Source organism: Acidimicrobiales bacterium (assembly GCA_035294085.1).
Lineage (GTDB): Bacteria > Actinomycetota > Acidimicrobiia > Acidimicrobiales > Bog-793 > DATGLP01.
Window position 1 is genome coordinate 32,841 of sequence record DATGLP010000023.1, and the last position, 24,219, is coordinate 57,059.

22 protein-coding genes and 1 tRNA gene are annotated in these 24,219 nt (G+C 75.4%); 4 read left to right on the forward strand and 19 right to left on the reverse strand.

What is annotated here, in order from left to right; translation table 11 throughout:
* The first annotated feature begins 97 nt into the window (after nucleotides 1–97).
* Nucleotides 98–179 (forward strand) — tRNA-Leu (locus VKV23_07710).
* 70 nt (nucleotides 180–249) lie between these two features.
* Here VKV23_07710 and VKV23_07715 read toward each other — a convergent pair.
* From VKV23_07715 to VKV23_07735, 5 genes are all read right to left on the reverse strand, one after another.
* Nucleotides 250–1,014, reverse strand: a complete 765-nt coding sequence (locus tag VKV23_07715; protein HLI15920.1) for a methyltransferase domain-containing protein — start codon at nucleotides 1,012–1,014, stop codon at nucleotides 250–252.
* A 154-nt stretch (nucleotides 1,015–1,168) separates the two neighbouring features.
* A complete protein-coding gene (locus VKV23_07720) occupies nucleotides 1,169–1,663 on the reverse strand; it encodes a sigma factor-like helix-turn-helix DNA-binding protein (protein HLI15921.1) in 495 nt (164 codons plus the stop codon).
* 113 nt (nucleotides 1,664–1,776) lie between these two features.
* On the reverse strand, nucleotides 1,777–2,685 hold the full coding sequence (locus VKV23_07725; protein HLI15922.1) for a hypothetical protein: 909 nt from the start codon (nucleotides 2,683–2,685) through the stop codon (nucleotides 1,777–1,779).
* A gap of 3 nt (nucleotides 2,686–2,688) precedes the next feature.
* Nucleotides 2,689–3,435 (reverse strand): SIMPL domain-containing protein, encoded by a 747-nt coding sequence (locus VKV23_07730; protein ID HLI15923.1) that lies wholly within the window; start codon nucleotides 3,433–3,435, stop codon nucleotides 2,689–2,691.
* A gap of 109 nt (nucleotides 3,436–3,544) precedes the next feature.
* Nucleotides 3,545–3,865: a GYD domain-containing protein gene (locus tag VKV23_07735; GenBank protein ID HLI15924.1), complete on the reverse strand. Its 321-nt coding sequence runs from the start codon at nucleotides 3,863–3,865 to the stop codon at nucleotides 3,545–3,547.
* A gap of 160 nt (nucleotides 3,866–4,025) precedes the next feature.
* Between VKV23_07735 and VKV23_07740 the strand changes: the two genes are divergently transcribed.
* Nucleotides 4,026–4,490 (forward strand): NUDIX domain-containing protein, encoded by a 465-nt coding sequence (locus VKV23_07740; GenBank protein HLI15925.1) that lies wholly within the window; start codon nucleotides 4,026–4,028, stop codon nucleotides 4,488–4,490.
* Between the two features lie 18 nt (nucleotides 4,491–4,508).
* Here VKV23_07740 and VKV23_07745 read toward each other — a convergent pair whose 3' ends face one another.
* The 3 genes from VKV23_07745 to VKV23_07755 form a co-directional block, all read right to left on the reverse strand.
* Nucleotides 4,509–5,528, reverse strand: a complete 1,020-nt coding sequence (locus VKV23_07745) for an alpha/beta hydrolase (GenBank protein HLI15926.1) — start codon at nucleotides 5,526–5,528, stop codon at nucleotides 4,509–4,511.
* A 13-nt stretch (nucleotides 5,529–5,541) separates the two neighbouring features.
* Nucleotides 5,542–6,927 (reverse strand): aspartate aminotransferase family protein, encoded by a 1,386-nt coding sequence (locus VKV23_07750; protein ID HLI15927.1) that lies wholly within the window; start codon nucleotides 6,925–6,927, stop codon nucleotides 5,542–5,544.
* A gap of 103 nt (nucleotides 6,928–7,030) precedes the next feature.
* A complete protein-coding gene (locus tag VKV23_07755) occupies nucleotides 7,031–8,758 on the reverse strand; it encodes a glycosyltransferase family 39 protein (protein HLI15928.1) in 1,728 nt (575 codons plus the stop codon).
* A 254-nt stretch (nucleotides 8,759–9,012) separates the two neighbouring features.
* Here VKV23_07755 and VKV23_07760 point away from each other — a divergent pair, with 254 nt between their 5' ends.
* Complete coding sequence (locus VKV23_07760) at nucleotides 9,013–10,305, forward strand: DNA repair exonuclease (protein HLI15929.1); 1,293 nt, start codon at nucleotides 9,013–9,015, stop codon at nucleotides 10,303–10,305.
* Nucleotides 10,306–10,315: 10 nt separating this feature from the next.
* Nucleotides 10,316–13,105, forward strand: coding sequence for an AAA family ATPase (locus tag VKV23_07765; protein HLI15930.1), 2,790 nt, complete (start codon nucleotides 10,316–10,318; stop codon nucleotides 13,103–13,105).
* Here VKV23_07765 and VKV23_07770 read toward each other — a convergent pair.
* The 11 genes from VKV23_07770 to rpsB all read right to left on the reverse strand — a co-directional run bounded on the left by VKV23_07770 (nucleotide 13,102) and on the right by rpsB (nucleotide 24,141).
* The gene (locus VKV23_07770; protein HLI15931.1) at nucleotides 13,102–13,764 is read right to left on the reverse strand and encodes a vitamin K epoxide reductase family protein; all 663 of its coding nucleotides are present in this window, start codon (nucleotides 13,762–13,764) and stop codon (nucleotides 13,102–13,104) included. The genes VKV23_07765 and VKV23_07770 overlap by 4 nt on opposite strands.
* Entirely contained in the window at nucleotides 13,701–14,693 is a 993-nt protein-coding gene (locus VKV23_07775; GenBank protein HLI15932.1) for a DUF929 family protein, read from the reverse strand. Before VKV23_07775 ends, VKV23_07770 begins: the two co-directional genes overlap by 64 nt.
* 70 nt (nucleotides 14,694–14,763) lie before the next feature.
* Nucleotides 14,764–15,981, reverse strand: a complete 1,218-nt coding sequence (locus VKV23_07780; GenBank protein ID HLI15933.1) for a GNAT family N-acetyltransferase — start codon at nucleotides 15,979–15,981, stop codon at nucleotides 14,764–14,766.
* A 2-nt stretch (nucleotides 15,982–15,983) separates the two neighbouring features.
* A complete protein-coding gene (ispG, locus tag VKV23_07785) occupies nucleotides 15,984–17,237 on the reverse strand; it encodes a flavodoxin-dependent (E)-4-hydroxy-3-methylbut-2-enyl-diphosphate synthase (GenBank protein HLI15934.1) in 1,254 nt (417 codons plus the stop codon).
* A gap of 79 nt (nucleotides 17,238–17,316) precedes the next feature.
* On the reverse strand, nucleotides 17,317–18,612 hold the full coding sequence (locus VKV23_07790) for a site-2 protease family protein (protein ID HLI15935.1): 1,296 nt from the start codon (nucleotides 18,610–18,612) through the stop codon (nucleotides 17,317–17,319).
* Nucleotides 18,609–19,814, reverse strand: coding sequence for a 1-deoxy-D-xylulose-5-phosphate reductoisomerase (gene dxr / locus VKV23_07795; GenBank protein HLI15936.1), 1,206 nt, complete (start codon nucleotides 19,812–19,814; stop codon nucleotides 18,609–18,611). The genes VKV23_07790 and dxr overlap by 4 nt, the downstream gene beginning before the upstream one ends.
* On the reverse strand, nucleotides 19,811–21,157 hold the full coding sequence (locus VKV23_07800; protein ID HLI15937.1) for a phosphatidate cytidylyltransferase: 1,347 nt from the start codon (nucleotides 21,155–21,157) through the stop codon (nucleotides 19,811–19,813). Before VKV23_07800 ends, dxr begins: the two co-directional genes overlap by 4 nt.
* Nucleotides 21,158–21,225: 68 nt before the next feature.
* The gene (gene frr / locus VKV23_07805) at nucleotides 21,226–21,798 is read right to left on the reverse strand and encodes a ribosome recycling factor (protein ID HLI15938.1); all 573 of its coding nucleotides are present in this window, start codon (nucleotides 21,796–21,798) and stop codon (nucleotides 21,226–21,228) included.
* On the reverse strand, nucleotides 21,795–22,550 hold the full coding sequence (gene pyrH, locus VKV23_07810) for a UMP kinase (protein HLI15939.1): 756 nt from the start codon (nucleotides 22,548–22,550) through the stop codon (nucleotides 21,795–21,797). Before pyrH ends, frr begins: the two co-directional genes overlap by 4 nt.
* Nucleotides 22,551–22,565: 15 nt before the next feature.
* Nucleotides 22,566–23,366 (reverse strand): translation elongation factor Ts, encoded by an 801-nt coding sequence (tsf, locus tag VKV23_07815; protein ID HLI15940.1) that lies wholly within the window; start codon nucleotides 23,364–23,366, stop codon nucleotides 22,566–22,568.
* A gap of 4 nt (nucleotides 23,367–23,370) precedes the next feature.
* Nucleotides 23,371–24,141, reverse strand: a complete 771-nt coding sequence (gene rpsB, locus VKV23_07820; protein ID HLI15941.1) for a 30S ribosomal protein S2 — start codon at nucleotides 24,139–24,141, stop codon at nucleotides 23,371–23,373.
* Between the last annotated feature and the right edge of the window lie 78 nt (nucleotides 24,142–24,219).

Below are 24,219 nucleotides of genomic sequence, written 5' to 3' on the forward strand. Positions count from 1 at the left end.
TCGAGCCGGACCCGGGGACGATGAGTGGTGCGGTCATGCGAAGAGGCTAGCGGCCCCACCACCTGCCGGCGCCTCGCCGGTAGGCTGGGCCGCCGCGGCGGGCGTGGCGAAACTGGCAGACGCGCCGGGTTTAGGTCCCGGTCCCTTCGGGGATGGAGGTTCGAGTCCTCTCGCCCGCACGACCTCGGCCGCGACGCGACGTGCGGCGAGAGGGGCCGCCTGGGCGGCGCCTCGCAGCCTCGGCGCCCGTCAGGCGCGCCGTGCGACGATGTTGAGACGCACGTAGTCGATGACCGGCTCGCCGAGCGCGCTGGCGACCTGCTCGACGAAGGCACGCCGATCCGCGGGAGCCAGGGTCGCGACGTGCTCGCGCAGGCACACCGCCTCGAGGAAGTCGAGGAGCGGCTCCCCTGCCTCGAAGGCCGTCGGCTCGGGGTGGGACCACACCGACACGTCGACGAAGCCAGCGCGAGCCAGCCGCTCCGCCGTCTCCGCGGGCGACGCGTACAGCCAGGTCCCCGCCCGCTCCACGCCGAGCGAGCGCACGGCGCGCACGACCGACTCGATGTTGCCCTCGCCGCCGCACTGGGCGACGAGCCAGCCACCGGGGCGCAGCACGCTCGCGAGGTTGGCGAAGAGCCGATCGTGGTCGGTGATCCAGTGGAACGTTGCGTTCGAGAAGACAGCGTCGAGCGGGGCGTCGCTGCCGAGCAGGGCGGGCTCGAGGGCGAGGAGGTCGGCGTGGACGAACCGCACCCGGTTGCCCGCCGGCGCGAGCCGACGGCGCGCCGCAGCGAGCATGGACGCCGAGGCGTCGAGCGCCACGACGCGCCCGGCGGGCAGGCGACGCACGAGCTCCTCGGTGACGCGCCCGCTGCCACACCCGGCGTCGAGCACCACCTCGCGCCCTTCGAGCTCGAGCCGATCGAGGACGGTGCGACCCCAGCGCGCCTGGGGATCGGCGAGGCGGTCGTAGCGGGCGCCGTCCCACGGCGCGTGCGTGGCGTCGAGCACGTGCCCAACCTAGCGGCGCCGCGAGCTGCCTACGGGTCCGGCGCCGGCGTGCGGCCGCTCGTCGAGGCGCGCTCGGCGGCTGACCGGCGCGCGGTCGCGACGCCCGCCCGCCGCCGCTCGGCCTTGGCGACCAGCGAGCTCGTCCTCGCGCCCCTCACGGCCCCGACGCCCGGCCCACCCCCTCGCCCGAGTCCGCCCCGAGCGACGAGCGCAGGTCGAGACGGGCTCGCTGGACCTGCTTGCGCACGGTGGACGCCGCGATGCCGAGGGCTCGGCCCGCCTCCTCCGGCGTCATCCCGAGGACCAGGCACAAGACCGCGCAGCCTCGGCGGCCCGCGGGCATCGCCGCGAGGGTCTCGCGCAGCGCCACGCGCAGCGTGGCCTCGCCCGCCACGTCGGGGGCGGACGAGTCAGTCCCGGTCCACCACGCGTCGCGGCGGCGCCGCGACAGGCGGAAGGCGACCCGGAAGACGTAGCCGGGAGGGTTGGTCCCCCGACGTACGCGCGCCCAGCGGGCGAGCGTGCGCGCGAACGCCTCCTGTGCGACGTCCTCGGCAGTCGCCGAGGACAGGCCGGCGAGCTCGAGGGCCCGCACGAGCCGCCGGTAGTGCGCGAGGTAGAGGGCGGCGAAGTCGTCCTCGACGCCCACGAGCGCGGCGAGACGAGCCGCCTCCGCCCCTGCGCGCCCTTGACTCGGCCATCGCTCCTTCGACCGTTCCGTGCTGAACCGCTCGCCGTCGCCGCGCGCGTGGCGCGCCCCGGTCACGGCCGCGCCGATCGCACGATCCCTCCGTGGGAGACGCACGACGACGCCAGCGCGAGAGCCCGGGGCACGGCGACCGTCGCGCTTCCGAGGAGCCTCCCGGTGCGGTCGTAGGCCGTGACGGTCACCGGGAGCGGCTCTGCACCGTCGTCGGCGAAGGCTGCCCAGCCATCGTGCGCGCGCTCTGCCTCGAGCCGTCCGTCCGCGAAGCGGGCGACGACTCGGCTCGCTCGAGGCCGCAGCCGGAGGGCGACGACCTCGATCGGACGGCGTGTGGACGCGCCGACCGCCGTGCTCTCGAGCGCGACGAACGCTGGCGGGCTCGGCTCGGCAGCGGGCGGCTCGGCGAGGCGCGCCAGCAGCTCGCCGTGCACCACCGGGCTGGAGACCGCGACCGCCAGCTCAGTCGTCGCGATGCACGCCCGCCGGCCGCCGGCCGCTGTCGCCGGCGCGCTCTCCGGCGCAGCACGCGCGCGAAGGCGCAGCTCGAAGGCCCGCAGTCGGACGTCGCCGACCGTGCGCCGCGCGAGGGGCGCCGGCGACGGCGAGCACTGCGGGACGGCGCAGAAGAGGTTCACCGGGCCCCCCGAAGCCTCCGGGGCGACCTGCGGACCTGCCTTGCGCACCCAGCGCAGGCCGTCGGGGGGCGCGCCGAGCGACCTGCGGAGCGAGACCCACGGGCGGCGCTGCAAGGCGGCCAATGAGCCAGCCGCCCGCAGCCCGGGCTGGAGGTGCCCGGTGCTCTCGATCGCGGCGACGGTGCCCGCCCCCGCGACGAGGACGCCGAGCGCCGCCAGCTCGACGCGCCGACGGCGACGTCGCCGGGCGCGCGCGACGATCGCGCGCAGCGTGTCTGCGTCGGGTGTTTCTCCTGGCACGACGCCGAGTGCGTGCTCGAGCTCCGGCACCGCTCAGCTGCCGAGCGCGTAGACGACGTCGACCCGGACGGTCACCACGTCAGTGCCGGGCTGGAGCGGGAGCCCCTGCGCCGCCGCGTTCGGTCCAAAGGCGTACACCGGCGGGCTCGGCGCCACCGGCTCGTCGACGATGCGTCGGATCGGCCCGAGCGACCTGCCCGCGCCGGCGGCGAGCTGCGCCGCCTTGGCCTCGGCGTCCTCCATTGCCTGCACCCTCGCCCTCCTGCGCAGCGCCAGCGCGTCGGACACGGAGAACGAGATGTCACGCAGCTGGACGTCGTTGCCAGCGGCGTGCACGGCCGCGTCGATCACCTGGCCCGCACGGGCGACGTCGTGCAGGACGACTGCGAGGTCGTGCTCGGCCGCGAAGCCGTCCGGCACCCCGTTCGGTCCGACGCTCGGGGCGAGGCTGAGGCCCGTCGACTGCAGGTCGGCGGCGGGGACCCCTGCGCCGGCGAAGACCGCCTGCAGCGCCGACATCGCGGCGTCGTTCTCGTCGAGGGCGGCCGAGGCACTCGGCGCATTGGTGACGACGGCGAGGTCGAGCGTGGCAGTGTCGGGCGTCCCGGTCGCCTCGCCCTGGCCGGTCACCTCGACGGTCGCCGGCGCGCCCGGCGCCGTAGCGCTCGCGCGGGCCGTGCCACCGGCTGCGAGCAGGCCTGCAGTGGCCCCGCCGACGGCGAGGAGCACCGCCGAGAGCGCAGCGGCGGTCCAGCGGACGGGGTTCGACATCGTGCGCATGGGCCGTCGCGCTCCTCGCTCGGGATTCAGGGGCTCTCCGCACTACAAAGCCCCGTGCGCGCCCAATCGCGTACGCGCCCCTGCAGCGCCGCCGGCGGCGGCGTGCCGCTCAGCTCCCCGGCGGGCGGTACTCCGGAGACAGATCGCGCGCCGCGTCGATCTGCTCGGGCTCGAGGAGCACCGTCGTCGAGACCGTCGCCGCGCCGCTCGCCCCGACCATCATCGCGAGCGCGGCCGCGGCCTCCTGGCTCGGCAGGTCGGCGATGAGGTAGACGTCGCTGGTGCCGAACGCGAAGTAGTAGGCGTCCAGCGAGCCCCGGAGGCTCACCGCGAGGGCGCGGGTCGCCTCGCGGCGGGCCGACCCGCCCTCCTTCATGAGGCCCCGCAGACCCGCCTCGGTGTAGCTGCACGAGAAGAGGAACTTCGGCATCGCGACCCTCCTGCGTCCCGGCGTCACGATCGCGCCGCGCGCTGCGCCGGTCAACCGTCACCGGCCAGCGGTCGGGGCGGCCCGCGGCCGCGGTGCCGACCCCGACGCGTCGGCTGCCCGCGTGCGATCCTCGACACGGCACAGCCTGGAGGTGGGGCCGATGGGCAGGCGCAGCGCAGGCATCCTCGTCTACCGACGCACGGGTCGGTCGCTCGAGCTCCTCCTCGTCCACCCCGGCGGTCCGCTCTGGTCGCGCCGAGACGACGGCGCCTGGTCGATCCCCAAGGGTGAGCACGAGGGAAACGAGGCGCCGCTCGCGGCGGCGCGACGCGAGTTTCGCGAGGAGCTCGGGCAGGACGCCCCGGGGGGGCCGGTGATCGACCTCGGCGAGGTGCGCCAGCGTGGCGGAAAGGTCGTGCGTGCCTTCGGGATCGAGGGAGACCTCGACGTGGCCTCGATCACGAGCTCGGCCTTCCACCTCGAGTGGCCCCCCGGCTCCGGCGTCGTGCGTGACTTCCCGGAGGTGGACCGGGCCGCGTGGTTCCCGCCGGAGGAGGCGCGGCGCAAGCTCGTCGCGGCGCAGGTCCCCCTCGTCGACCGCCTCCTCGAGGCGACCGACGCCTGAGCCGCCGAGCGGTGCAGCTCAGGGCTCGGCGAAGGCGACGAGCTCGCGCACGAACGCCGGCTCGTCCTGTGCCAGCGCAGCGTAGCCGGCGTCACGGTAGACGACGAGGTGGGCGCCGGGAATGGCGCCCGCGAGCCCCCGGCAGTCCGCCGAGGGAACCACCTCGTCGAGGGCGCCGCAGACGACGAGGACCGGGAGAGTGAGCGTCCCGAGGCGTCGAGCGATCGCGTCGCTCCCGAACGCGGTGCGCGCGAGCGCGGCCTCGGCCGTGACGGCCTGCGCGACGACGTCGTCGGGCGGGAGCTCGCCGAGCCGGCCGAGCCAGGCGAGGCGGGCTCCGTCCGCGCCCGGCGGGAAGAAGAGCCGGGAGAGGGCCGTCGTCGTCGCGGTCGGCGAGGCGAGCCAGGCCGTGACCCGTGGCGAGGGCGGGACGTCACCGGGCCCTCCGGCGAACGCGTCGGCGAGCACGAGGCGCGACACGAGGGCCCGATGGCGCAGCGCGAGGGCGAGCGCGATCGTGCCGCCGAGGCCCCAGCCGAGCACGACCGGTCGCGTGAGGCCGAGGGCGTCGATCAGGCCCGCGGTCACGTCGGCCTCGCGGGCGACGTCGAGGGGACGCCCGCCCGCCGACGAGTAGCCGACGCCGGGCAGGTCGAAGAGCGTGACCGTGAAGTGGGACGCCAGGTCGGCGACGAGCTTGGGGTCCCACCAGGTCATCGACCCGTGCTCGCCCATCACGAGGACGAGGTCGGGGCCCGAGCCGACCTGACGGAAGCCGATCTTCACCACGTCGGTTGCGAGCGCGCCGGGAGGGAGCTCGGGCGGCAGCGCTCGCCCACCGGGGACCGGCCGGACCCGCACGCGCTCGATCGGGCCGAGCGCGGCCGCCGCCGCGAGCGACGGCGGGCCGGCCACCTGGACCGGCTTGGGAAGGGTCGTCGTCGTGGTCGTCGAGGGCAGCGCGCCCGAGGCCGCGCACCCGCCGAGGGCCGTGCACAGGCCGAGAGCGACGAGCGCGCGCGCCGACCGTCGGTCCACGCCGGTCGGCCGCTCAGCGGTCCCGCCTGAGCGAGCCCCTGGCCAGGGTGCGGGCGAATTCGAACACGAGCGAGGAGTTCCGGTGTGCGTCTCGCAGGACGTCGTCGAGGGCCTCCGTGAACGCGTCCACCTCCTCCTGGCCGATCGTGAGCGGCGGCAGCAGCTTCACGACGTTCATGGCATCGCCCGCCACCTGGGTCAAGATGCCGTGCCGCTGGAAGAGCGGGCCGACGATGAGCTGCGAGAACAGGCCCTTGCGCGCCGCCTCGAGCACCTTGAAGCGCGCCCTGAGGGCACGCGTGCGCGGCTCGCCGAACTCGAGCCCGATCATGAGCCCCCGCCCGCGCACGCCGTGGAACAGCTCGTAGCGCTCGACGAGGGGCTCGAGCGCCTTCACGAACGCCTCGCCGGTGACCCGGGCGCGGTCCACGAGCTCCTCGTCGTCGATCACCTGCAGCGTCGCGAGGCCTGCCACCATGGCGAGCTGGTTGTTCTTGAAGGTCGAGGAGTGCACGAAGGCGCGCTCCATCGAGGAGAAGACCCGGTTCGAGACCTCGGGCGAGCAGATCATCGCCCCGACTGGCACGAAGCCGCCCGAGAGCGCCTTGGAGACGGTCATCATGTCGGGGACGACGCCCCAGTGCTCGTGGGCCCACAGCTTGCCCGTGCGCCCGAGGCCGGTCTGCACCTCGTCGACGATGAGCAGCGTCCCGTGGCGCCGACAGCTCGCCTGCACCGCGTCCCAGTAGGCGGCGTTCGCCACGTGGACGCCCTTGCCCTGGATCGGCTCCACGATGAAGGCCGCGACGTCGCGGCGCGCCAGCTCGCGCTCGAGCGCGTCGGCGTCCCCGAAGGGCACCTTCACGAACCCCGGGAGGAGCGGGCCGAAGCCGTGGCGGAACTCGTCGCCGCCGTTGACCGACAGCGCCCCGTAGGTGAGGCCGTGGAAGGCGTGGTCGCAGAAGGCGACCCGCGGCCTCCCCGTCGCGAGGCGCGCGAACTTGAGCGCGGCCTCGACCGCCTCGGCCCCCGAGTTCGCGAAGCAGACGCGGCCCATGCCCGGCGGACACCGCTTCAACAGCTCCTCGGCGAGCAGGCCGGGCAGGAGCGCCGCGTCGAGCTGGACGAGGTTCGGCAGGTCCCGGTCGATCGCGGCGTGCAGGGCCGCCTTGAGGACGGGGTGGGCCCGCCCGAGCGCGAAGACGCCGAAGCCGGACAGGAAGTCGAGGTAGCGACGACCGGCCGAGTCGTAGAGGTAGGCGCCCTCGGCCCGCTCGTAGAAGCGGTCGAAGCCGATCGAGCGCAGCACCCGGACGAGCTGGGGATTGATGTGGCGGCTGTAGAGCTGGAAGTTCTCTCCTTGCCTGCTCGCCAGCAGCGCAGCGAGATCGAATCCCATAGCCCTCCCGCGACGTTCCCTCTCAGCGTAGTTGGGCCCGAGGCCGAAGGCCGGGCAGCCCCCGGACGGCGTGCCGGGGACGCCAGGCTCCCCGCAGGCGCGCTCAGTGCCTGGGGAGCGGGCCGACGTGGTAGGCCGCGAGCATCGGCGCCGGATCGAAGCGTCGCTCCACCAGCACGGCCAGGAACGCGTGCAGCGGCAGCACCCGGTAGGCGATGCGGTGGGCGGTGAGCCACGCCTCGAGCTCGCCTGGCTCCAGGCAGCGGTCCGTCTTCGCCGCGCACCCGGGGTCGACGAGGGAGAGGCCGGTCGCCACCGCCGCGGCGTGGGCAGCCGACGGGTTGGCGAACAGCCACGCCGGTCGCGCCGCCGCGCGTACGGCCGCGAGGTAGGGGGCGTAGCGGACGTAGGCAGGCAGCGCATCGGAGGCGACGACCGCGCCCTTCGACTCGAAGGTCAGCGTGTACGCGAGCCAGTAGCCCGTGTACACGCGGCGCGCGCCGCGCGCCTCGAGCGCCCTCGCGACGGGGAGGAGGAACGCAAGCGGGTCGGCGTGCCAGGTGGTCCAGGTGGCACGAGCCGGGTCGGCGCGCGCCGGGGTGAAGGGCGCCACCTGCGCCACCGCCGCGAGCGTGAGGCCCAGGCCCGCGAGCACGGCAAGCACCGCCGCGCCGGCCCGCCGGTCGGCCGGCGAGCGGCGCCCCGGCAGCGCCCGGAGCCGCTCCGCGAGGGCGCAGGCGCCGGACGTCGCGAGGAGGGCCGCGACGGGCGCGAAGAACACGCCGTAGCGGCCGTCCTGCCAGTACCAGGTAACCGGCGAGAGGGCGTAGAGGAACGGGAACGCGACGGTGAAGACGACGAGCACGAGCGCCTGCCGCCGCCGGACGAGGGTTACCAGCCAGACCACGCCGGCGAGCACCGCTGCGTACTCGAGCGCCATGCCGGCATCGGTGCCGACGAGGAAGCGCCCCGAGACGGGCAGCTGGAGCCCGAGCATCATCGGGAGCACGTGGAGGCGCAGGATGTTGCCGTGCGACGCGACGCTCGGGTCCGGCTGCACGCCGAGGTGGAGGGAGGCGAACCCCGGCACGTTGTCCCACAGCCACGGCAGCGCGCCGAGCACCGCCCCGGCGGCGGCGAGGGCCACGTCCACGGGGCGTGCGCGCACACGACGCCGGACGAGCTCGACGAGGACGACGACGGCCGCGGGCAGGAGGTAGTAGACGACCTCGGGGGTGGCCCACCACCCGAGCCCCGCGAGCACGCCGAGCGCGAGCCACTCGCTCCGGGCGAGCGCGCCTGGACGGGGACGGGGGTCGACCACCCGGAGGGCGACGAGGAGGGCCGCGAGGCACAGCACGAGCGCCGCCCAGCGGAACCCGTACTCGAGGGTCGACTGCCAGACGTAGACCTCCGGCCACACCCAGAACAGGAGCGCCGCGCCGACGCCGACTTCGGGGCCGAACAGGCGGCGTCCGATGCGCCACACGAGGAGCGCCGCCACGGCGTCGAGCACGACCGGAACGATGCCGAGGGTGAAGCTCGACTGGCCGAAGAGCGCGAAGAAGGCGGCGACGACGTAGGGCTCGACGCCGCCGTAGTGCTGGCCCCAGTAGAAGGCGTACGTGTGGCCGTGCAGGATCTGGCGCGCCATGAGACCGACGACGGCCTCGTCAGAGTTGACCGGCTGGCGCCCGAGCGCCCACAGGCGCAGGACGAGGCCCACGCTGGCGAGCGTGGCGACCCCGACGCCTGCCAGCCGTCGCACCACGCGGCGCGACGCGCCCTCGACCGTGAGCGGCTGGTCCGCGAGCAGCGCGTCGGCCGTCAACGCGCGGCTCCTCGGCGGGTCGGGCAGCCGAGCGCGACGGTCACGGCGCCGACGTCGGCGCGCGGACGGGACCAGCGAGCGTCCCTCCTCCGTCGGGGTGCTGCCACCGGATGCGCCCTCCCGGCACCCAGGTCTCCCGTCGCCGAGCACCGGACGGGCCGAGTCGAGGGGCCGATGGTAGCCGAGCGCGCCCGACGTCACCGGTACGCGGGTCACCGCCGCGCCGATGCAGCGACTCGGTAGTGTGCGCTGCCGTGGCCGAGGCACCGCCGTCGTTCGTTTTCGTCCACGCAGCGGACCTCCACCTCGACACGCCCTTCGAGGGGATCGGCGCCGTCGCGCCCGAGGTCGCCGCGGCGCTGCGGGACGCGTCGCTCGACGCCTTCGACGCCCTCGTCGACCTCACGCTCTCTCGGGAGGCCGCGTTCCTGCTCGTCGCCGGCGACGTCTACGACGGCGCGAGGCGCGGGCTGCGAGCCCAGCTGCGCTTTCGCGACGGCCTCAAGCGGCTCGCGGCCGCGGGCATCCAGAGCTTCGTCGTGCACGGCAACCACGACCCGCTCGACGAGGGCTGGTCGGCCGTCTCCCGCTGGCCCGAAGGCGTCACGATCTTCGGGTCCGACGCCGTGCGCGTCGTGCCCGTCGAGCGCGGCGGAACGCAGATCGCCACGGTCCAGGGGATCAGCTACGCGACGGCGGCGACGACCGAGAACCTGGCGCGACGACTCTCGCGGCCCGACGGGCCGGGCGTGCACGTCGGGCTGCTGCACTGCAACGTGGGCGGCGCCGGCGGTCACGCCAACTACAGCCCCTGCTCGCTCGACGACCTCGCCGCGACCGGGCTCGACTACCTCGCCCTCGGGCACGTCCACGAGCGGTCCGTCCTCGCTCGCGGCAGGGGCCCTGGCGAAGCGTGGATCGCCTACCCCGGCAACCTCCAGGCCCGCAGCCCCAAGCCGAGCGAGGCCGGCGCCAAGGGCGCGCTCGTCGTGCACGTCGAGCACGGCGTCATCGCCGAGGTCGAGTTCGTCCCCTGCGACCTCGTGCGCTTCGCCGAGGTGCGCGTACCGCTCGACGCGGCGGACGACCTCGCCGACCTGCGTGACCGCCTCGTCGAGGCCGGACGCGCCGAGCTAGCGGGCGCGCAGGGCCGCTCGATCGTGCTGCGCGCCCGCCTCGTCGGCTCCGGGACGCTCCACGAGGACCTGGCGAGACCGGGCAGCCGCGAGGCGCTCCTCGACGACCTGCGGGCGCTCGCACCGACGGCGACGCCGTTCGTGTGGTGGGACGCGCTCGTCGACGAGACGCGCCCGGCGCTCGACCTCGACGAGGTGAGGCGGCGCAACGACTTCTCCGCCGACCTCCTCGCGATCGCCCAGCGCCTGGCGGACGATCGCTCGCCGTTGGCCGCGAGCACCGGGCTCGCCGCCTCGCTCCCCCGGGCGCTCGCCCGACGGGTCGAGGCCATCCTCGAGGGTGCCACGCGACGCGAGCTCGTCGAGGAGGCCACCCTCGTCGCCCTCGAGGCCATCGAGCGCGAGCCGTGAGGCGCCTGCCGTGAGGATCGCCAGGCTTCGCATCGACGGCTACGGCCTGTTCAGCAGCTTCGAGCTCGCCGACCTCGATGCGTCCTTCACGGTGGTCCTCGGGCCGAACGAGGCGGGCAAGTCCACGCTCCTCGACTTCCTGCGCGGCGTGCTCTTCGGCTTCCCGGACCGACGCCGCTCCCTCCCCTACCACGCCCCGCTGCGCGGCGGGCGCCACGGCGGCGCCATCCACCTGCTCGACGAGGAGGGCCAGCGCTGGACCGTCGAGCGCTACGTCGACGCCCGCCAAGCCACCATCACCGCGCCCGACGGCAGCCTCGCCACCGAGGAGGCGCTGAAGCGCCTGCTCGGTGGCGCGGACGACGCGCTCTTCCGCTCGGTGTTCGCCTTCGGCCTGAGCGAGCTCGCCTCCTTCGAGACGCTCGACCAGGACGAGGTACGCGACCTCGTCTTCTCGGCCGGCGTCCTCGGCGCCGGGCGCTCGGCGACCCGGGCCGTCCGGGAGCTCGAGCGTCAGCAGGCGGCGCTGGCGCGCCCGCGCAAGGACGACGCCCGGGCGAACGAGCTCGGGCGCCGCCTCGCCGAGGTCGAGCGCGCCCTCGCGGCCGCCCGAGCCGCCGCCATGCGCTACCAGGTCGAGGCCGCGGCGCTGCGCCGCACGAGCGAGGAGGTCGCGCGTGCGAGGGACGAGCTCTCGCGCCTTCGACGGCGCGAGAGCGAGCTCCAGCGGCTGCTCGCCTGCGCCCCGATGCTCGAGCGCCAGCGCACGCTGCGCGCCGAGCTCGCCGGGCTCGAAGCCGGGAGCGCCGCCGACGCCCGCCTGCTCGAGCGCTCCGGCGAGGTCCGCGCCCTCGCGAGCGAGCGCTCCGGGCACGGCGAGCGCCTCGCCAAGCGCCGAGAGCTGCAGGCGAGCCTGGACGGTATCGAGCGCGAGCGAGCCGAGGTGCTGGAGCAGCTCGGTCCGGCGGTCGACGCGTCTCGCGCCGCGACGGCGGCGGTCGGCGCCGCCGAGCGCAGCGCCGCCGAGGAGCTCGCGCGGCGCGCGCGCGAGGAACGCGCCGCGCTCGGCGCCTGCCGGGAAGCGCTCGAGCGCGCCCGCGAGCGCCGGGTCCGAGCCGCCGTCGAGGCCGGGCCCGAGCCGCCGCGCGAGGCGCGCGCGATCGAAGACGCCCGGATCGTCCTCGAGGAGCTCCGCTCCCTCACCACCGAGCGCGAGCGCCTCGCCGCCCAGCGCGCCCAGGCCAGCGCGCTCAGCCGCCTGGCCGCAGACCGGGCGCGCGCCCCGGCACGCCGTCACGCCGCGGCCGCGGCGTGCCTCGCCCTCCTCGGCGCCGTCCTCGTCGGGCTCGCGGCGAGCGCCCCCGCGCGCGAAGGCCCCCTCGCCAGGCTCGTCGTGGTGCTCGGGGTCCTCGTGGCGCTCGTCGCGGCGGCGCTCGCCCTCCTCGAGGCACGGCGGCGGCCGGACCCCGGCGAGCCGGCGCCCGCCGCCGGCGCGATCGATCCCGATCGCCTCGCCACCGAGATCGAGCGGCGCGCGCGCAGCCTCGGCCTCCCGGCGGCGCCCGCCGCCGCTGAGCTCGAGGGCGCCGCCCGCCGCCTCGACGCCGAACGCCGGGCCCGCGAGCAGCTCGACGAGCGCCTGAGCCAGGCGGCCGAGGCGCAGCGAGCCGAGCGAGCGGCGGCCGACGCCGTTGCGGCGCGCGAGGAGGCGCTGCAGGCGCTCCGCGAACGCGCCGCGGAGCTCGCCGAGCGCAGCGGGCTTGGGCGCGAGCTCGAACCGGAGGGCCTCGAGCGAGCCCTCGAGCTCCTCCACAACCTCCGGCGGCTCGACGGCGCGCGCGAGCGGGTCGCCGACGCCCTCGCGAGGCTCGACGCGGAGATCGCCGACTTCGAGGGGCGCGTCGAGGCGCTCGCGAGCGCCTTCGGCGTCGACGGCCGTCTCGGCCAGGACGAGCGTCTCGCCGAGCTCACGGGGCAGGTCGAGAACGCCGCGGGGCGCGCCGCCCGGCGGGCCGAGGTGGGCCGGGAGCTCGAGGCGCTTGCGAGGACCCTCGAGGCGTCGCTCGGCGAGGGTGCCGCGGCGAGGCGCCTGCGCGACGAGCTCGAGCGCCGCGCGAGGGAGGACCTCGAGGACGAGCGCCGAACGCTCGACGCGCAGCTCGCCGAGGCGCAGGAGCGCTGGGAGCAGCTGCTCGCGAGGGAGCGGGACGCCCGGCGCGCGCTCGACGAGCTCCTCGGCTCCGACGAGGTGAGCCGGCTCGAGCTCGAGCGCGCCACGCTCGAGGCGGAGCTCGACGCCGCGCTGCGACGCTGGGCGGTGCTCTCGCTGGCGGGCCACCTGCTCGAGGAGACGCTCGCCCGCTACGAGCGCGAGCGCCAGCCGACGGTCATCCGCCGGGCGGCGGAGCTGTTCCGCGACGTGACCGCCGGCCGCTACGAGCAGGTCATCGCCCGCCAGGACCCCGATGGCCGCCGGCGCGGCATCGAGGTGCTCTCGGCCGCCGGACAGCGGATCGACGCCGCCGACCTGAGCCGGGGAACCGCCGAGCAGCTCTACCTCTGCCTGCGGCTCGCGCTCGCAGACACCTTCGCGCACGACGCGGCAGCGCTCCCGCTCGTCCTGGACGACGTGCTCGTCAACTTCGACCCCGCGCGGGCGCGCGCGATGGCCGGCGCCATCGCGGCCACGGCGGCGACGCACCAGGTGCTCGCCTTCACGTGCCACCCGCACCTCGCCGAGCTGCTCGGCGAGGCGGCCCGCGGCGCACGCCTCGTCGCGCTCGACCCCGGCGGCTGCTAGCGGGCCGGCGTGCCCGGATGCCGCTCGCGCGCCGCGACCGCCTCGTCCCAGCCGGTGACGACAGCGGCGAAGATGACGAACGTGAGCACGTGGACGCCCGTGCACCACAGGCAGATGGCCCTGATCGCGAAGAGCTCCGCGTCGATGAGGTAGGCGACGAAGCCCATCCCGACGACCGCGAGCACGAGTCGCGCCGGGGCGACGAGGGGATGCGCCGAGCGCCAGGCGCGCGGCAGCGACAGCGCGAGCATCGGCACGAAGAAGGCGAGGCCGAGGACGGCGACGGGGATCCCGAAGACCGAGGACTGCGGGCTCGTCGTCACCTTCTCGCAGTTGAGCGTGGAGGTCGTCGGACAGGCGAGGAGGGCGTTCGCCGTGTAGTGGGCGGCGGTGAGGTAGGCGGCGATGCCGAGGCCCACGGCTGCGGCCCCGGTCGTGACGAGCGCCCGCCACGGCCGGGGCCCCGCCGCCGCGGTGGGGTGCCGCCCGAGAGCGGCGCGGGCTCGCGGGGTGCCGAGGCGGCGCCGCGGGAGATGCGGCGCCGGCGGCGCGGAGCGAGGCGAGCGGCCCCGAGCGCCCGTCGGTGGCTTCGGCACTACCCGGTCGGCTTCGTCGCGAGCAGGACCTTGCGTGCCGCCGTGACCCCGCTCGACCGGCACACGCTCGCGGGCTTCCCGCCGTCGAGGATGCAGATCGCCGCGCTCAGGTAGTTCGCCTGCGCGACGAAGACCGCGCCGCCGAGCGCCCGACCGGTCGCCGAGTTGGGCGAGCGGATCGCCGCGGCGATCTCGCTGCGCGCCGGGCCGCCGCCGGCGAGGGCCGGGAGCACCTGGGCGTCGAAGGCGGGCGCCACGCCCTCGGAGACGAAGCGGTTCCCGATGTCGATGAAGGGGATCGATCCCTCGTTCGCCACGCTCCCGTACGGCGGCGCCTCGTACTTCGCGTAGAGCCGGCTCACCTCCGGCGGCAGGGGGGTGAGCCGGTTGCGGTTGCGGTCCGACGCCTCGTAGGGCGTGAACGCCACGTAGGGACTCGAGTAGGAGGACTTGTAGAAGGAGAAGGTGGGGATGTTGTAGTCCGTCGCCGCCGAGCGCGTGAGCTTCACGCCCGAGAACGAGCCGAAGCGGCCGAGCGCGGCGAGCAGCGACCACCGGTACATCGCGCAGTAGGGGCAGAACTCGCCGCCGACGTAGACGAGGCGCGGCTTGCCTCCCGAGCGCAGCGCCGGCTGGCCACGCGTGACGAGGAACGGGGAGCCCTCGCCGCTCGTGCCGACCGCGTCGAACGTCGAGGCCGGGACGCTCGTCACGGACCGCACGAGGGCGACCGGCGCGAGCGGCGGGTTCCGGTCGGCCGCGGTGTTCGGCGGCGGGCCCGACGACCCCGTCAGCCGGGCGACGACGAGGGCCACGACGGCGATGACGACCGCTGCGACGGCGATCCAGCCGAGGAGCGGGGCACGGTGCCGGCGCCGGCTGCGCTCGAGGCGGCGCTGGGCACCCGCCGACGCCGGCCGGGCCCCCGGCGCGCCGAGCCGCCGAGGCCCCGCCGCGCCGGGCGCGGGGCGCGGCCTGCTCTGACCTGCCATGAAGCGTTCTCCCCTCAGCGAGTCGGCTCAGTCTACCGGCCGGCCTGCCCGACGAGCGGCCGGCACGACCTCACGGCGCGCTGCTCGCGAAGGGCACCGCTTCGGCCGCGAAGAGCCGGCCCGCGCGGGTGAGCGCCCCGGGTGCGAGCTCGCGGACGCGCCCGGCGGCGGCGAGGCTCGCCGGCGAGGCGGCGCCGGCGAGCAGCGAGGCGAGCGCGCCGACGTCGAGCGCGAGCTGGGCGGGCGCGCCGGTCCGCTCGGCGTGGCCTCGGCCCTCCCAATCCGACTCGAGCACCCAGCGTCCCTCGTTCCAGCCGCAGCGCCCGTCGGCGACCTCGAAGGTGAGCGAGCCAGCGGCACCGTAGCGGCGGAGGGGGACGGCGGCGGCCACGTCGACGACGCGCAGCCAGGTGGCGTCGCGCACCGCGAGGACCTCGAGCGAGCGGGGATCGGCGAGCGCGTGGCGGAGCGGCTCGTCGAGCGGCCGCTGGGCGAGGCAGATCCCGCCGGGCGCGTCGAGCTCGGCGAGGACGCGCCACAGCCCGCCTGCAGCCGCCACCGAGCGGACGCACAGGTCCTCGACGAGCGCCTCGCGCCCGGCGGGCGACGCGGCGAGCTCGTAGGCGAGGAAGCCGGCGACCTCGCCACCTTCGACCCAGGCCACCCAGCGGCGCGCCGCGCCGTCGGGGCCGGGAAGGTCCGCGAGCTCCTCCTCCCACCACGCCCGGGTGCGCGCCAGCTCGCCGAGGATCGACCGGCGTGCCGCGTCGAAGGCCGCCGGCAGGGTCTCGAGCGCCTCGGTCGCCGAGAGCGGCCGCGGGCCGCCGCGCGCCGGCTCGGCCGCGGCGAGGACGAGGCCGCCCGGCGCGAGCCGGTAGCGGGCCGACCAGCTCGCCGGGCCGAAGCCGAGGCGACGGTAGCGGGGGGCGGACGCGGCGTCGAGCACGAGGAGGGCCTCCCCGCTCCCGCGGGCGACCTCGAGCAGGCGCCCGAGCAGTGCGGAGAAGAGGCCCCTCCCCCGGTGCGAGGGCAGCACCGCGACGTCGGCGACGCCGGTCGCCGCCGAGACGACCGGACCGGGCAGGGTCAGCTCGATCGCCACGCTCGACGCCGTGGCGACGAGGTCGGCGCCGTCGAAGCACGCGAGGGCGCGTCCCGGCTCGAGGGCGGCGAGCAGTCGCGCCCGCTGCGGCGCGGGGAGGCCGACGCCGAAAGCGGCGGCGAGGCAGTCGGCGAAGGCCTCGAGCTCGTGCGCCTCGGGCGGGCGGACGATCGCGCCGCCCGCCACGCTCAGCCGCCGGCGCCCGGCGCGGACGCCCCCTCGAGCCGACGGCGGATCCGTACCACGACGTCCTCGGAGCCGTTCGCGTCGGCGCCCTTCGCCTCGAGGAGGGCCTGGCGGTCCGCCGCGGCCTCCGCCTCGGCCGAGGCGTCCGCCTTGGCGAGGCGGCTCTCGACGCCCTCCGCGGCGATGAGCTCGGCCTCGGCGACGAGCGCCTCGACCATCTCGTCCTCGGGGACGACGCGCACGATCTTCCCCCGGATGAACAGGTGCCCCTTGTGCCGGCCCGCGGCGATGCCGAGGTCGGCCTCGCGCGCCTCGCCCGGACCGTTCACGACGCAGCCCATCACGGCGACCTGGATCGGCAGGTGCAGCGCCTCGAGCGCCGCCTGCGCCTTCTTCGCCACCTCGATGACGTCGATCTCGGCCCGGCCGCAGGAGGGGCAGGCGATGAGGTCGAGCCCCCGGCGCTCGCGCAGCCCGAGCGACTCGAGCAGCACGCGCCCGGCTCGGGCCTCCTCGACGGGGTCGGCCGTGAGCGAGTAGCGGATGGTGTCCCCGATCCCCTCGGCGAGCAGCGCCCCGATCCCGGCGGTCGCCTTCACGAGCCCGGCGGGGGGCGGGCCGGCCTCGGTGACGCCGAGGTGGAGCGGGTAGTCGAAGGTCTCGGACGCCAGGCGGTAGGCGGCGATCATGAGCGGGACGTTCGAGGCCTTGACCGAGATCTTCACGTCCTCGAAGCCCACCTCCTGGAAGTAGGCGAGCTCCATCTTCGCCGACTCGACGAGCGCCTCCGGGGTGGCCCCGCCGAAGCGCCGGTAGAGGTCGGGGTGCAGCGAGCCGGCGTTCACGCCGATGCGGATCGGCACGCCGCGGTCCTTGGCCTCGCGGGCCACGAGCTTGATCTCCTCGGGCTTGCGCAGGTTCCCGGGATTGAGCCGCAGGCCGTGCACGCCCGCCTCGAGCGCGGCGAGCGCCATCTCGACGTGGAAGTGGACGTCGGCGACGATCGGCACCGGCGAGCGCGGCACGATCCGCGCGAGGCCCTCGGCGGCCTCGCGCTCGTTGCACGTGCAGCGCACGATGTCCGCGCCCGCGCCGGCGAGCGCGTAGATCTGGCGCAGCGTTGCTTCGACATCCGCGGTCTTCGTCGTCGTCATCGACTGGACCGAGATGGGCGCGTCGCCACCGACAGCCACCTTGCCGACCATGATCTGTCGGGTCCGTCGGCGGTTCGCGACGGCGACGCTGGCTCTCGCCATGGTCAGCTCCCTCCTCCGCCCGCCCGGACGCGGGCGCCTGCTCCCCAGCCTACCGGGGGTCCGCCGGCGGTTCCGGCCACTAGCCTCCGCCGAGGGTGGGCGGCTGGACGATGTTCGCGTAGAGGGCGCTCAGGCCGAGGACGACCATCCCCGCCAGGAAGAGGTAGGCGGCGGGCATGAGCTTCGCGACGTCCGCGTGGTAGCGGCGGCCGCGGCGAGAGCGCAGACGCTCGTAGCAGGCGATGGCGACGTGGCCGCCGTCGAGGGGCAGCATCGGGAAGAGGTTGACGAGGGCCACGAAGATGTTGATGGCGACGAGGATGTAGAGGAGCTCGGACACGTCGCGCTGGGCGGCCTGGGCGCCGATCTGCACGGCGCCGACGATCGAGAGGATCTGGCCGCCCTGGCTCTGGGACCCGGCCTCGCCCGAAGGCGGCGGACTGGCGGCCGTGGCGACGTGGTGCGCGAACGAGCGCAGGCCCGAGGGCGAGAAGACCTGGGCGATCCCCGTCGCCGTCTGCCGCGTCACGCTCCCGAGCATCGACCCGGCCCGCCACAGCGCGACGAGGGGGTTGGCCGTCTCGTCTCGCGTCTCGACGCCGAGCTCGACGCCGATGAAGCCGGTGGGCCGTCGCGCGGCCGGAACGGCCGGCTCGGGCCCGCTGGCCGTGGGCAGCTCCACCCGACGCCCGTCGACCGGCGTCACCCACACGCTGAAGCGGCGCGCGCCGCGCTGGACCTCGAGGCGGACCGGCGTCCCGGGGTGCGACCGGATGAGGCGGACGAAGGCGGCGTCGCCGACGCGCCGGCCGTCGGCCGCGACGATGACGTCGCCGGGCTCGAGCCCGGCGCGGCTCGCGGGGCTGCGGCCGTGCGCGAGGGGGATCATGGCCGAGACGACGGGGCGGCCCGTCGAACGGGGCACGCCCGAGAACGCGACCATGCCCCACAGCAGGAGGAAGGCGAGGACGAAGTGCGTCGCCGACCCGGCCGACGCGACGAGGATGCGGCGGGGGAAGCTCGCCTGGCGGTAGGAACGGGGCTCGTCGGCCGGGTCGATGCGCTCGAGCGACGTCATGCCGACGATGCGCACGTAGCCGCCGGCGGGGATCGCCTTCACGCCGTAGTCGGTCTCCCCGCGCCGCACCGACCACAGCCGTGGCCCGAAGCCGAGGAAGTACTCGGTGACCTTCATGCCCGAGAGCTTCGCCGTGACGAGGTGGCCGGCCTCGTGCGCCATCACCATGACGACGAGCGCGAGGACGACGACGAGGACGGCGAGGCCGTGCAGCGCGAGCGCGAGCGCGACGACGAGCGCGACGCCGAGCGCGAGGCGGGCGAGCGCCCGCCGGTTCGCCGCGGACGCGCCGCTCACTCGCGCCCCGACAGCGCGGCGCGCGCCGCGGCGCGCGCCGCGGCGTCGGCGGCGAGCACGTCGCCGACCTCGACGAGCTTCGTCTCCTCGTGGGCGGCGAGCGCCTCCTCGACCACCTCGGCGATGGCGAGCCAGCCGATCCGGCCCTCGAGGAAGGCCTCGACCGCGACCTCGTTCGCGGCGTTGAGCCACGCCGGCGCGCTGCCCCCCGCCCGGCCGGCAGCGTAGGCGAGGCTGAGGAGTCGGAAGGTCTCGACGTCGGGCGGCGCGAAGTCGAGGCGCGCGAGCCGGGCCCAGTCGATCCGGCCGAAGGGCTGCGAGCAGCGCTCGGGGTAGGTGAGGGCGTAGGCGATCGGCAGGCGCATGTCGGGCTGCGACAGCTGGGCGATCGTCGCGCCGTCGCAGAACTCGACCATCGAGTGCACCACCGACTGGGGGTGGACGACCACCTCGATCCGGTCGTAGTCGATGCCGAACAGCTGGTGCGCCTCGATCACCTCGAGGCCCTTGTTCATGAGCGTCGAGGAGTCGACGGTGATCTTCGGGCCCATCTTCCAGGTCGGGTGGGCGAGCGCGTCTGCCGGCGCGACGTCGGCGAGGTCGGCGAGGCGCCGGCCACGAAACGGCCCGCCGCTCGCGGTGATGACGATCCTCGCCACGTCGGCCGGCGCCTCGGGGCCGCCCGCCGGCCCGGGGAGAACGGCGCTCGTCACGTGCCGGCGCTCGCCGAGGCACTGGTGGATGGCGCAGTGCTCGGAGTCGACCGGGACGATCTCCGCCCCCGGAGTCGCCCTCGCCGCCTGGACGATCGGGGCACCCGCGACCAGCGACTCCTTGTTCGCGAGGGCCAGCCGGCGGCCCGACCGGAGCGCCTCGAGGGTGACGGGGAGCCCGGCGAAGCCGACCACGGCGTTGACCACCACGTCGCCGAGGGACCCGAGCGAGCCGAGCGCCCCCGGCCCGGCGCGCACCTCGACGCCTCGGGGGACGCGACGCTCGAGCTCGCGCGCGAGCGACTCGTCGTCGACGGCGACGACCTCCGGCCGGAACTCCGCTGCCTGCGCGGCGAGGGCGTCGAGGGAGCGGCGCGCGCCGAGCGCCGCGACGGCGAGGCGCCCCTCGGAGCGCCGGATGACGTCGAGTGCCTGCGTCCCGATGGAGCCGGTCGAGCCGGCGATGCTGACGCGCCGCGCCGCGCTCATCCGAGGTTGAGCAGCCGGACGGCGAAGTAGGCGGCCGGCATGACGAAGAGCAGCGCGTCGACACGGTCGAGGACGCCGCCGTGCGCGGGCAGGAGCCGTCCCATGTCCTTCACCTTGAGGTCGCGCTTCACGAGCGACTCCGTGAGGTCCCCGAGCGGCGCCACGACGCAGGTGAGCGCCCCGAACACGAGCGCGCTGCGCAGCGAGAGCGGGTGGAGCCGGCTCAGCGCGAGGGCGGCGACGGCGAGCGTGAGGACGGTCCCGCCGGCGAGGCCCTCGAGGCTCTTGCGGGGGCTGATCGCCGCCGCGAACCGGTGCCTGCCCAGCTTCGCCCCGACGGCGTACGAGCCGACGTCGTGCGACACGGTGAGCACGACCGCGGCGACGAAGTAGGCCAGCCCGTGGCGGTGCGGGAAGCTCGAGGGAGCGAGCAGCAGGCCGGCGAAGGAGCCGAGCACCCCGACCCAGCAGACGACGAAGACGGTGACGGCGAGGTTGACGAGCGGGCGGTCGTGGCCGCCGAGGAGGAACCACGCCCCCCCCAGCACGACGGCGAGCGCGAGGACGAGCGCGATCGCCACGACCCCGCTCGCGTAGGCGCCGAGCACCACCGCCGGCACGGCGAGCAAGCCGATCAGCGTCGCCGGGGCGTACCCGGCGCGCCGGAGCGTGGCGAAGACCTCGCCGGCGGCGACGGTGACGACGAGGGCGGCCAGCACGGCGGTGGGGAGCGGTCCGGCGAGCACGCACACGAGCGCGACCGCCCCGACGACGAGCCCCGTCGCCGTCGCCGCCGCCGCGCTGCGCCGGGCGGGCGCCTCCGGACGGGCACGGGCCCGACGGGACGACGCGAGGTGGCGAGGGCGTGCCTCGCGCCGCGAGGCTGGCGGGTCGGGGAGGAGCTCGGCCCACGGGTGCTCGTCCTCGTCGCCGGCGCCGGAGATCGACGTCGACGCGGACGCCCCGGGGCGCGCCGGGTCGTCGCCCGGCGCCTCGCGCTCGTCGAGGGTCGCCGCGTCGGCGAGGAAGGAGAGGTCGACCTCGTCGTCCCAGTCCTCGGCGTGCTCCCGCCACGTCGGCCGGCGCGGCCCCACGAGCGGCTCGTCCTCGCCCTCGCCGAGCAGGACGCGCGGCACCTGGCCCGTCGGCGGGTCGGTCCAGTCCGGCAGCTCGAAGGCCGGCGCCGAGCTGCTCGTCGACCGGGCCTCCGGCGGGCGCGGGGTGCTCGCCGCGCCGAGACCGGCCGCGACCGCCGCCTCCAGCGCGCTGATGCGCACCTCGCCGGTCGCCGGGCCCGGCTCGTGTCCGGCGCGAGGACCAGCGCTCTCGCCGCCGCCTGCCACGGGGTCCGCCTCGTGCTCCAACACCGCCTCCCTCGGCACCGGCGCGCCGCGACGGCGGCGCGCCGGCTTCAGACCTCGAGCAGCTCCTGCTCCTTGTGGGCGAGCAGCCGGTCGATCTCGGCGACGAGCTCGTGCGTCATGCGCTCGAGCTCCCGCTCGGCGCGCTCGAGGTCGTCCGAGGAGATCTCCCCGTCGCGCTCGAGCGCCTCGAGCTCGTGGCGCACCGCGCGCCGCACGTTGCGCAGCGCGATCCGCCCCTCCTCGGCGCGCTGGCGAACGAGGCGGACGAGCTCCCGGCGCCGCTCCTCGGTGAGGGGCGGGAAGACGAGGCGGATGAGCTTGCCGTCGTTCGACGGGTTGACGCCGAGGTCCGACGCCTGGATCGCCTTCTCGATCGCCTTCAGGGCGCCGGCGTCGTAGGGGTGGACGACGAGGACGCGCGCCTCGGGCACCGAGAAGCTCGCCAGCTGCTGGAGCGGCACCTCGGCGCCGTAGTAGTCGACCTTCAGCCGCTCGAGCACCGCCGGGCTCGCCCGGCCCGTCCGCACGCTCGCGAACTCGCTCTTCGCGTGCTCGATCGCGCCGTGCATGCGCGCCCGGCACTCCTCGAGCGCCGCCGCGGTCAGCTCGTCCGCGCTCACCGGATCAGCGTACCGATCCGCTCGCCGGCGAGGGCGCCGTGGATGTTCCCGGGGGTCATGATGTCGAAGACGAGGATCGGGATGCCGTTGTCCTTGCAGAAGGTGATCGCCGTGAGATCCATCACGCGCAGGTCCTTCTCGATGACCTCGCCGAAGCTCACCTCCTCGAAGCGCTCGGCGCTCGGGTCGGTGCGCGGGTCGGCACTGTAGACGCCGTCGACGCCCGAGTGGGTGCCCTTCAGGATCACCTGCGCCTCGATCTCGGCAGCCCGCAGGGCGGCCGGGGTGTCCGTCGTGAAGAAGGGGTTGCCCATCCCCGCGGCGAAGATGACGACGCGCCCCTTCTCGAGGTGGCGGATCGCCCGCCGCCGGATGTAGGGCTCGCAGACCTGCTCCATCTGGATCGCGGAGAGGACCCGCGTCGGCAGCCCCTCGTTCTCGATGGCGTCCTGGAGGGCGAGGGCGTTGATCACGGTGCCGAGCATGCCCATCGTGTCGGAGGTGGCGCGGTCCATCCCCTGCCCGGCGCCGTGCTGGCCCCGCCAGATGTTGCCGCCGCCGATCATGACCGCGAGCTCCACGCCGAGCTCGGCCTGGGAGAGCGCGATCTCCTTCGCGATGCGCCGCACCGTCGCGGCGTCGATCGTCTCGTCGCTCGCCGAGCTCGCCAGCGCCTCCCCGGACAGCTTGAGCACGGCGCGGCGCCAGCGGGGCTGGCGCCGTTCTCCCGAGGCGGGCGCCGGGACGGCCACTAGCGCCTCGCGCGCTCAGGCACCGACGACGACCTGCGCGAAGCGGCGCACCTCGGCGGGGCCGAGGAGCTGCGCGATCGTCCGCTTCTCGTCCTTCGCGTACGGCTGCTCGAGCAGGACGCGCTCCTTGAACCACCCGTTGAGGCGCCCCTCGATGATCTTCGGCAGCTGCGCCTCCGGCTTCCCCTCGTTGCGCGCGATGGCCGTGATGGTCTCCCGCTCGGCCGCGACGGCCTCCTCGGGGACGTCCTCGCGCCGGAGGTACTCGGGCCGGGCGAAGGCGATGTGCACCGCGACGTCGTGCGCCAGCTCGGCGCTGCCCCCGGCGAGCTCGACGAGGACGCCGTTCACGCCGCGCCCGTTCTGGACGTGCAGGTAGCTGTCGAGGACGGCGTCCTCGGAGGCGACGAAGCGCGCGTGCTCGCCGACGGCGATGTTCTCCTTGAGACGCACCTTGAGCTCGTCGACCGCCTCGGAGAACCGGCCGAGGGCCTCCTCGCCCTCGGTGGCGAGCGCCTCGGCGAGGTTGTCGACGAGGGCGACGAAGTCCGCGGACTTGGCGACGAAGTCGGTCTCGCACTCGAGCGCGACGACCGCGCCCCGCCGGCCCTGGTCGGTGACGACCACGGAGACCGCGCCCTCGGCGCGCTCGCGCCCCTCGCGCCGGGACGCGCCCGCCAGCCCCTGCTCGCGAAGCCAGCGCCGCGCCTTCTCGAAGTCGCCGTCGGCCTCCTGCAGGGCGCGCCGGACGTCGAGGATCCCCGCGCCGGTGGCCTGGCGGAGCGCCTGGATCTCCCTCGCGCTGATCGTGGCCATCGCCTCAGGCCTCCTGGACCGCCGCGAGGGGGACCGGAGCCGGTGGCGGCGGTCCCGCGGCCGCCTGCAGGTTCTCGGCGGCGCGCCGCGAGGCGATGAAGCGCCCCTCGAGCACGGCGTCGGACATGATGCGGCACATCAGCCGGCCCGCCCGGATCGCGTCGTCGTTGCCCGGTATGACGTAGTCGACCACGTCGGGGTCGCAGTTCGTGTCGACCACCGCGACCACGGGGATGCGCAGCTTGTTCGCCTCGGTGACCGCGATGTGCTCCTTCTTCGTGTCGATGACGAAGATCGCGTCCGGGAGCCGCTTCAGGTTGCGGATGCCGCCGAGGTTGCGCTCGAGCTTCGCCAGCTCACGAGCGAGCGCGAGCGCCTCCTTCTTCGGGAGGGTGTCGAACTCGCCGGCACGCCTGGCCGCCTCGAGCTCGACGAGCTTGCGCACCCTCGACGAGATGGTCTCGAAGTTCGTGAGCATCCCGCCCAGCCAGCGCTCGTTCACGTACGGCATGCCGCAGGCGGTGGCGAACTCGGCGATGGGGTCCTGGGTCTGCTTCTTCGTGCCGACGAACAGCAGCGTCCCGCCGTCGGCGACGAGGTCGCGCACGAACGAGTAGGCCACCTCGAGGAGCGAGAGCGTCTGGCGCAGGTCGATGATGTAGATCCCGCTGCGCTCGCCGTAGAGGAAGCGCTTCATCTTCGGGTTCCACCGGCGGGTCTGGTGCCCGAAGTGGACCCCCGCTTCGAGCAGCTGCTTCATCGTGACGACCGCCACGCGTGCTCCTTCCCAACGGTTCTCGGATCCGGACGGCGCGCCCGCAGGCGACCGTGGGTGCGTCCGGACGTGTCGCTC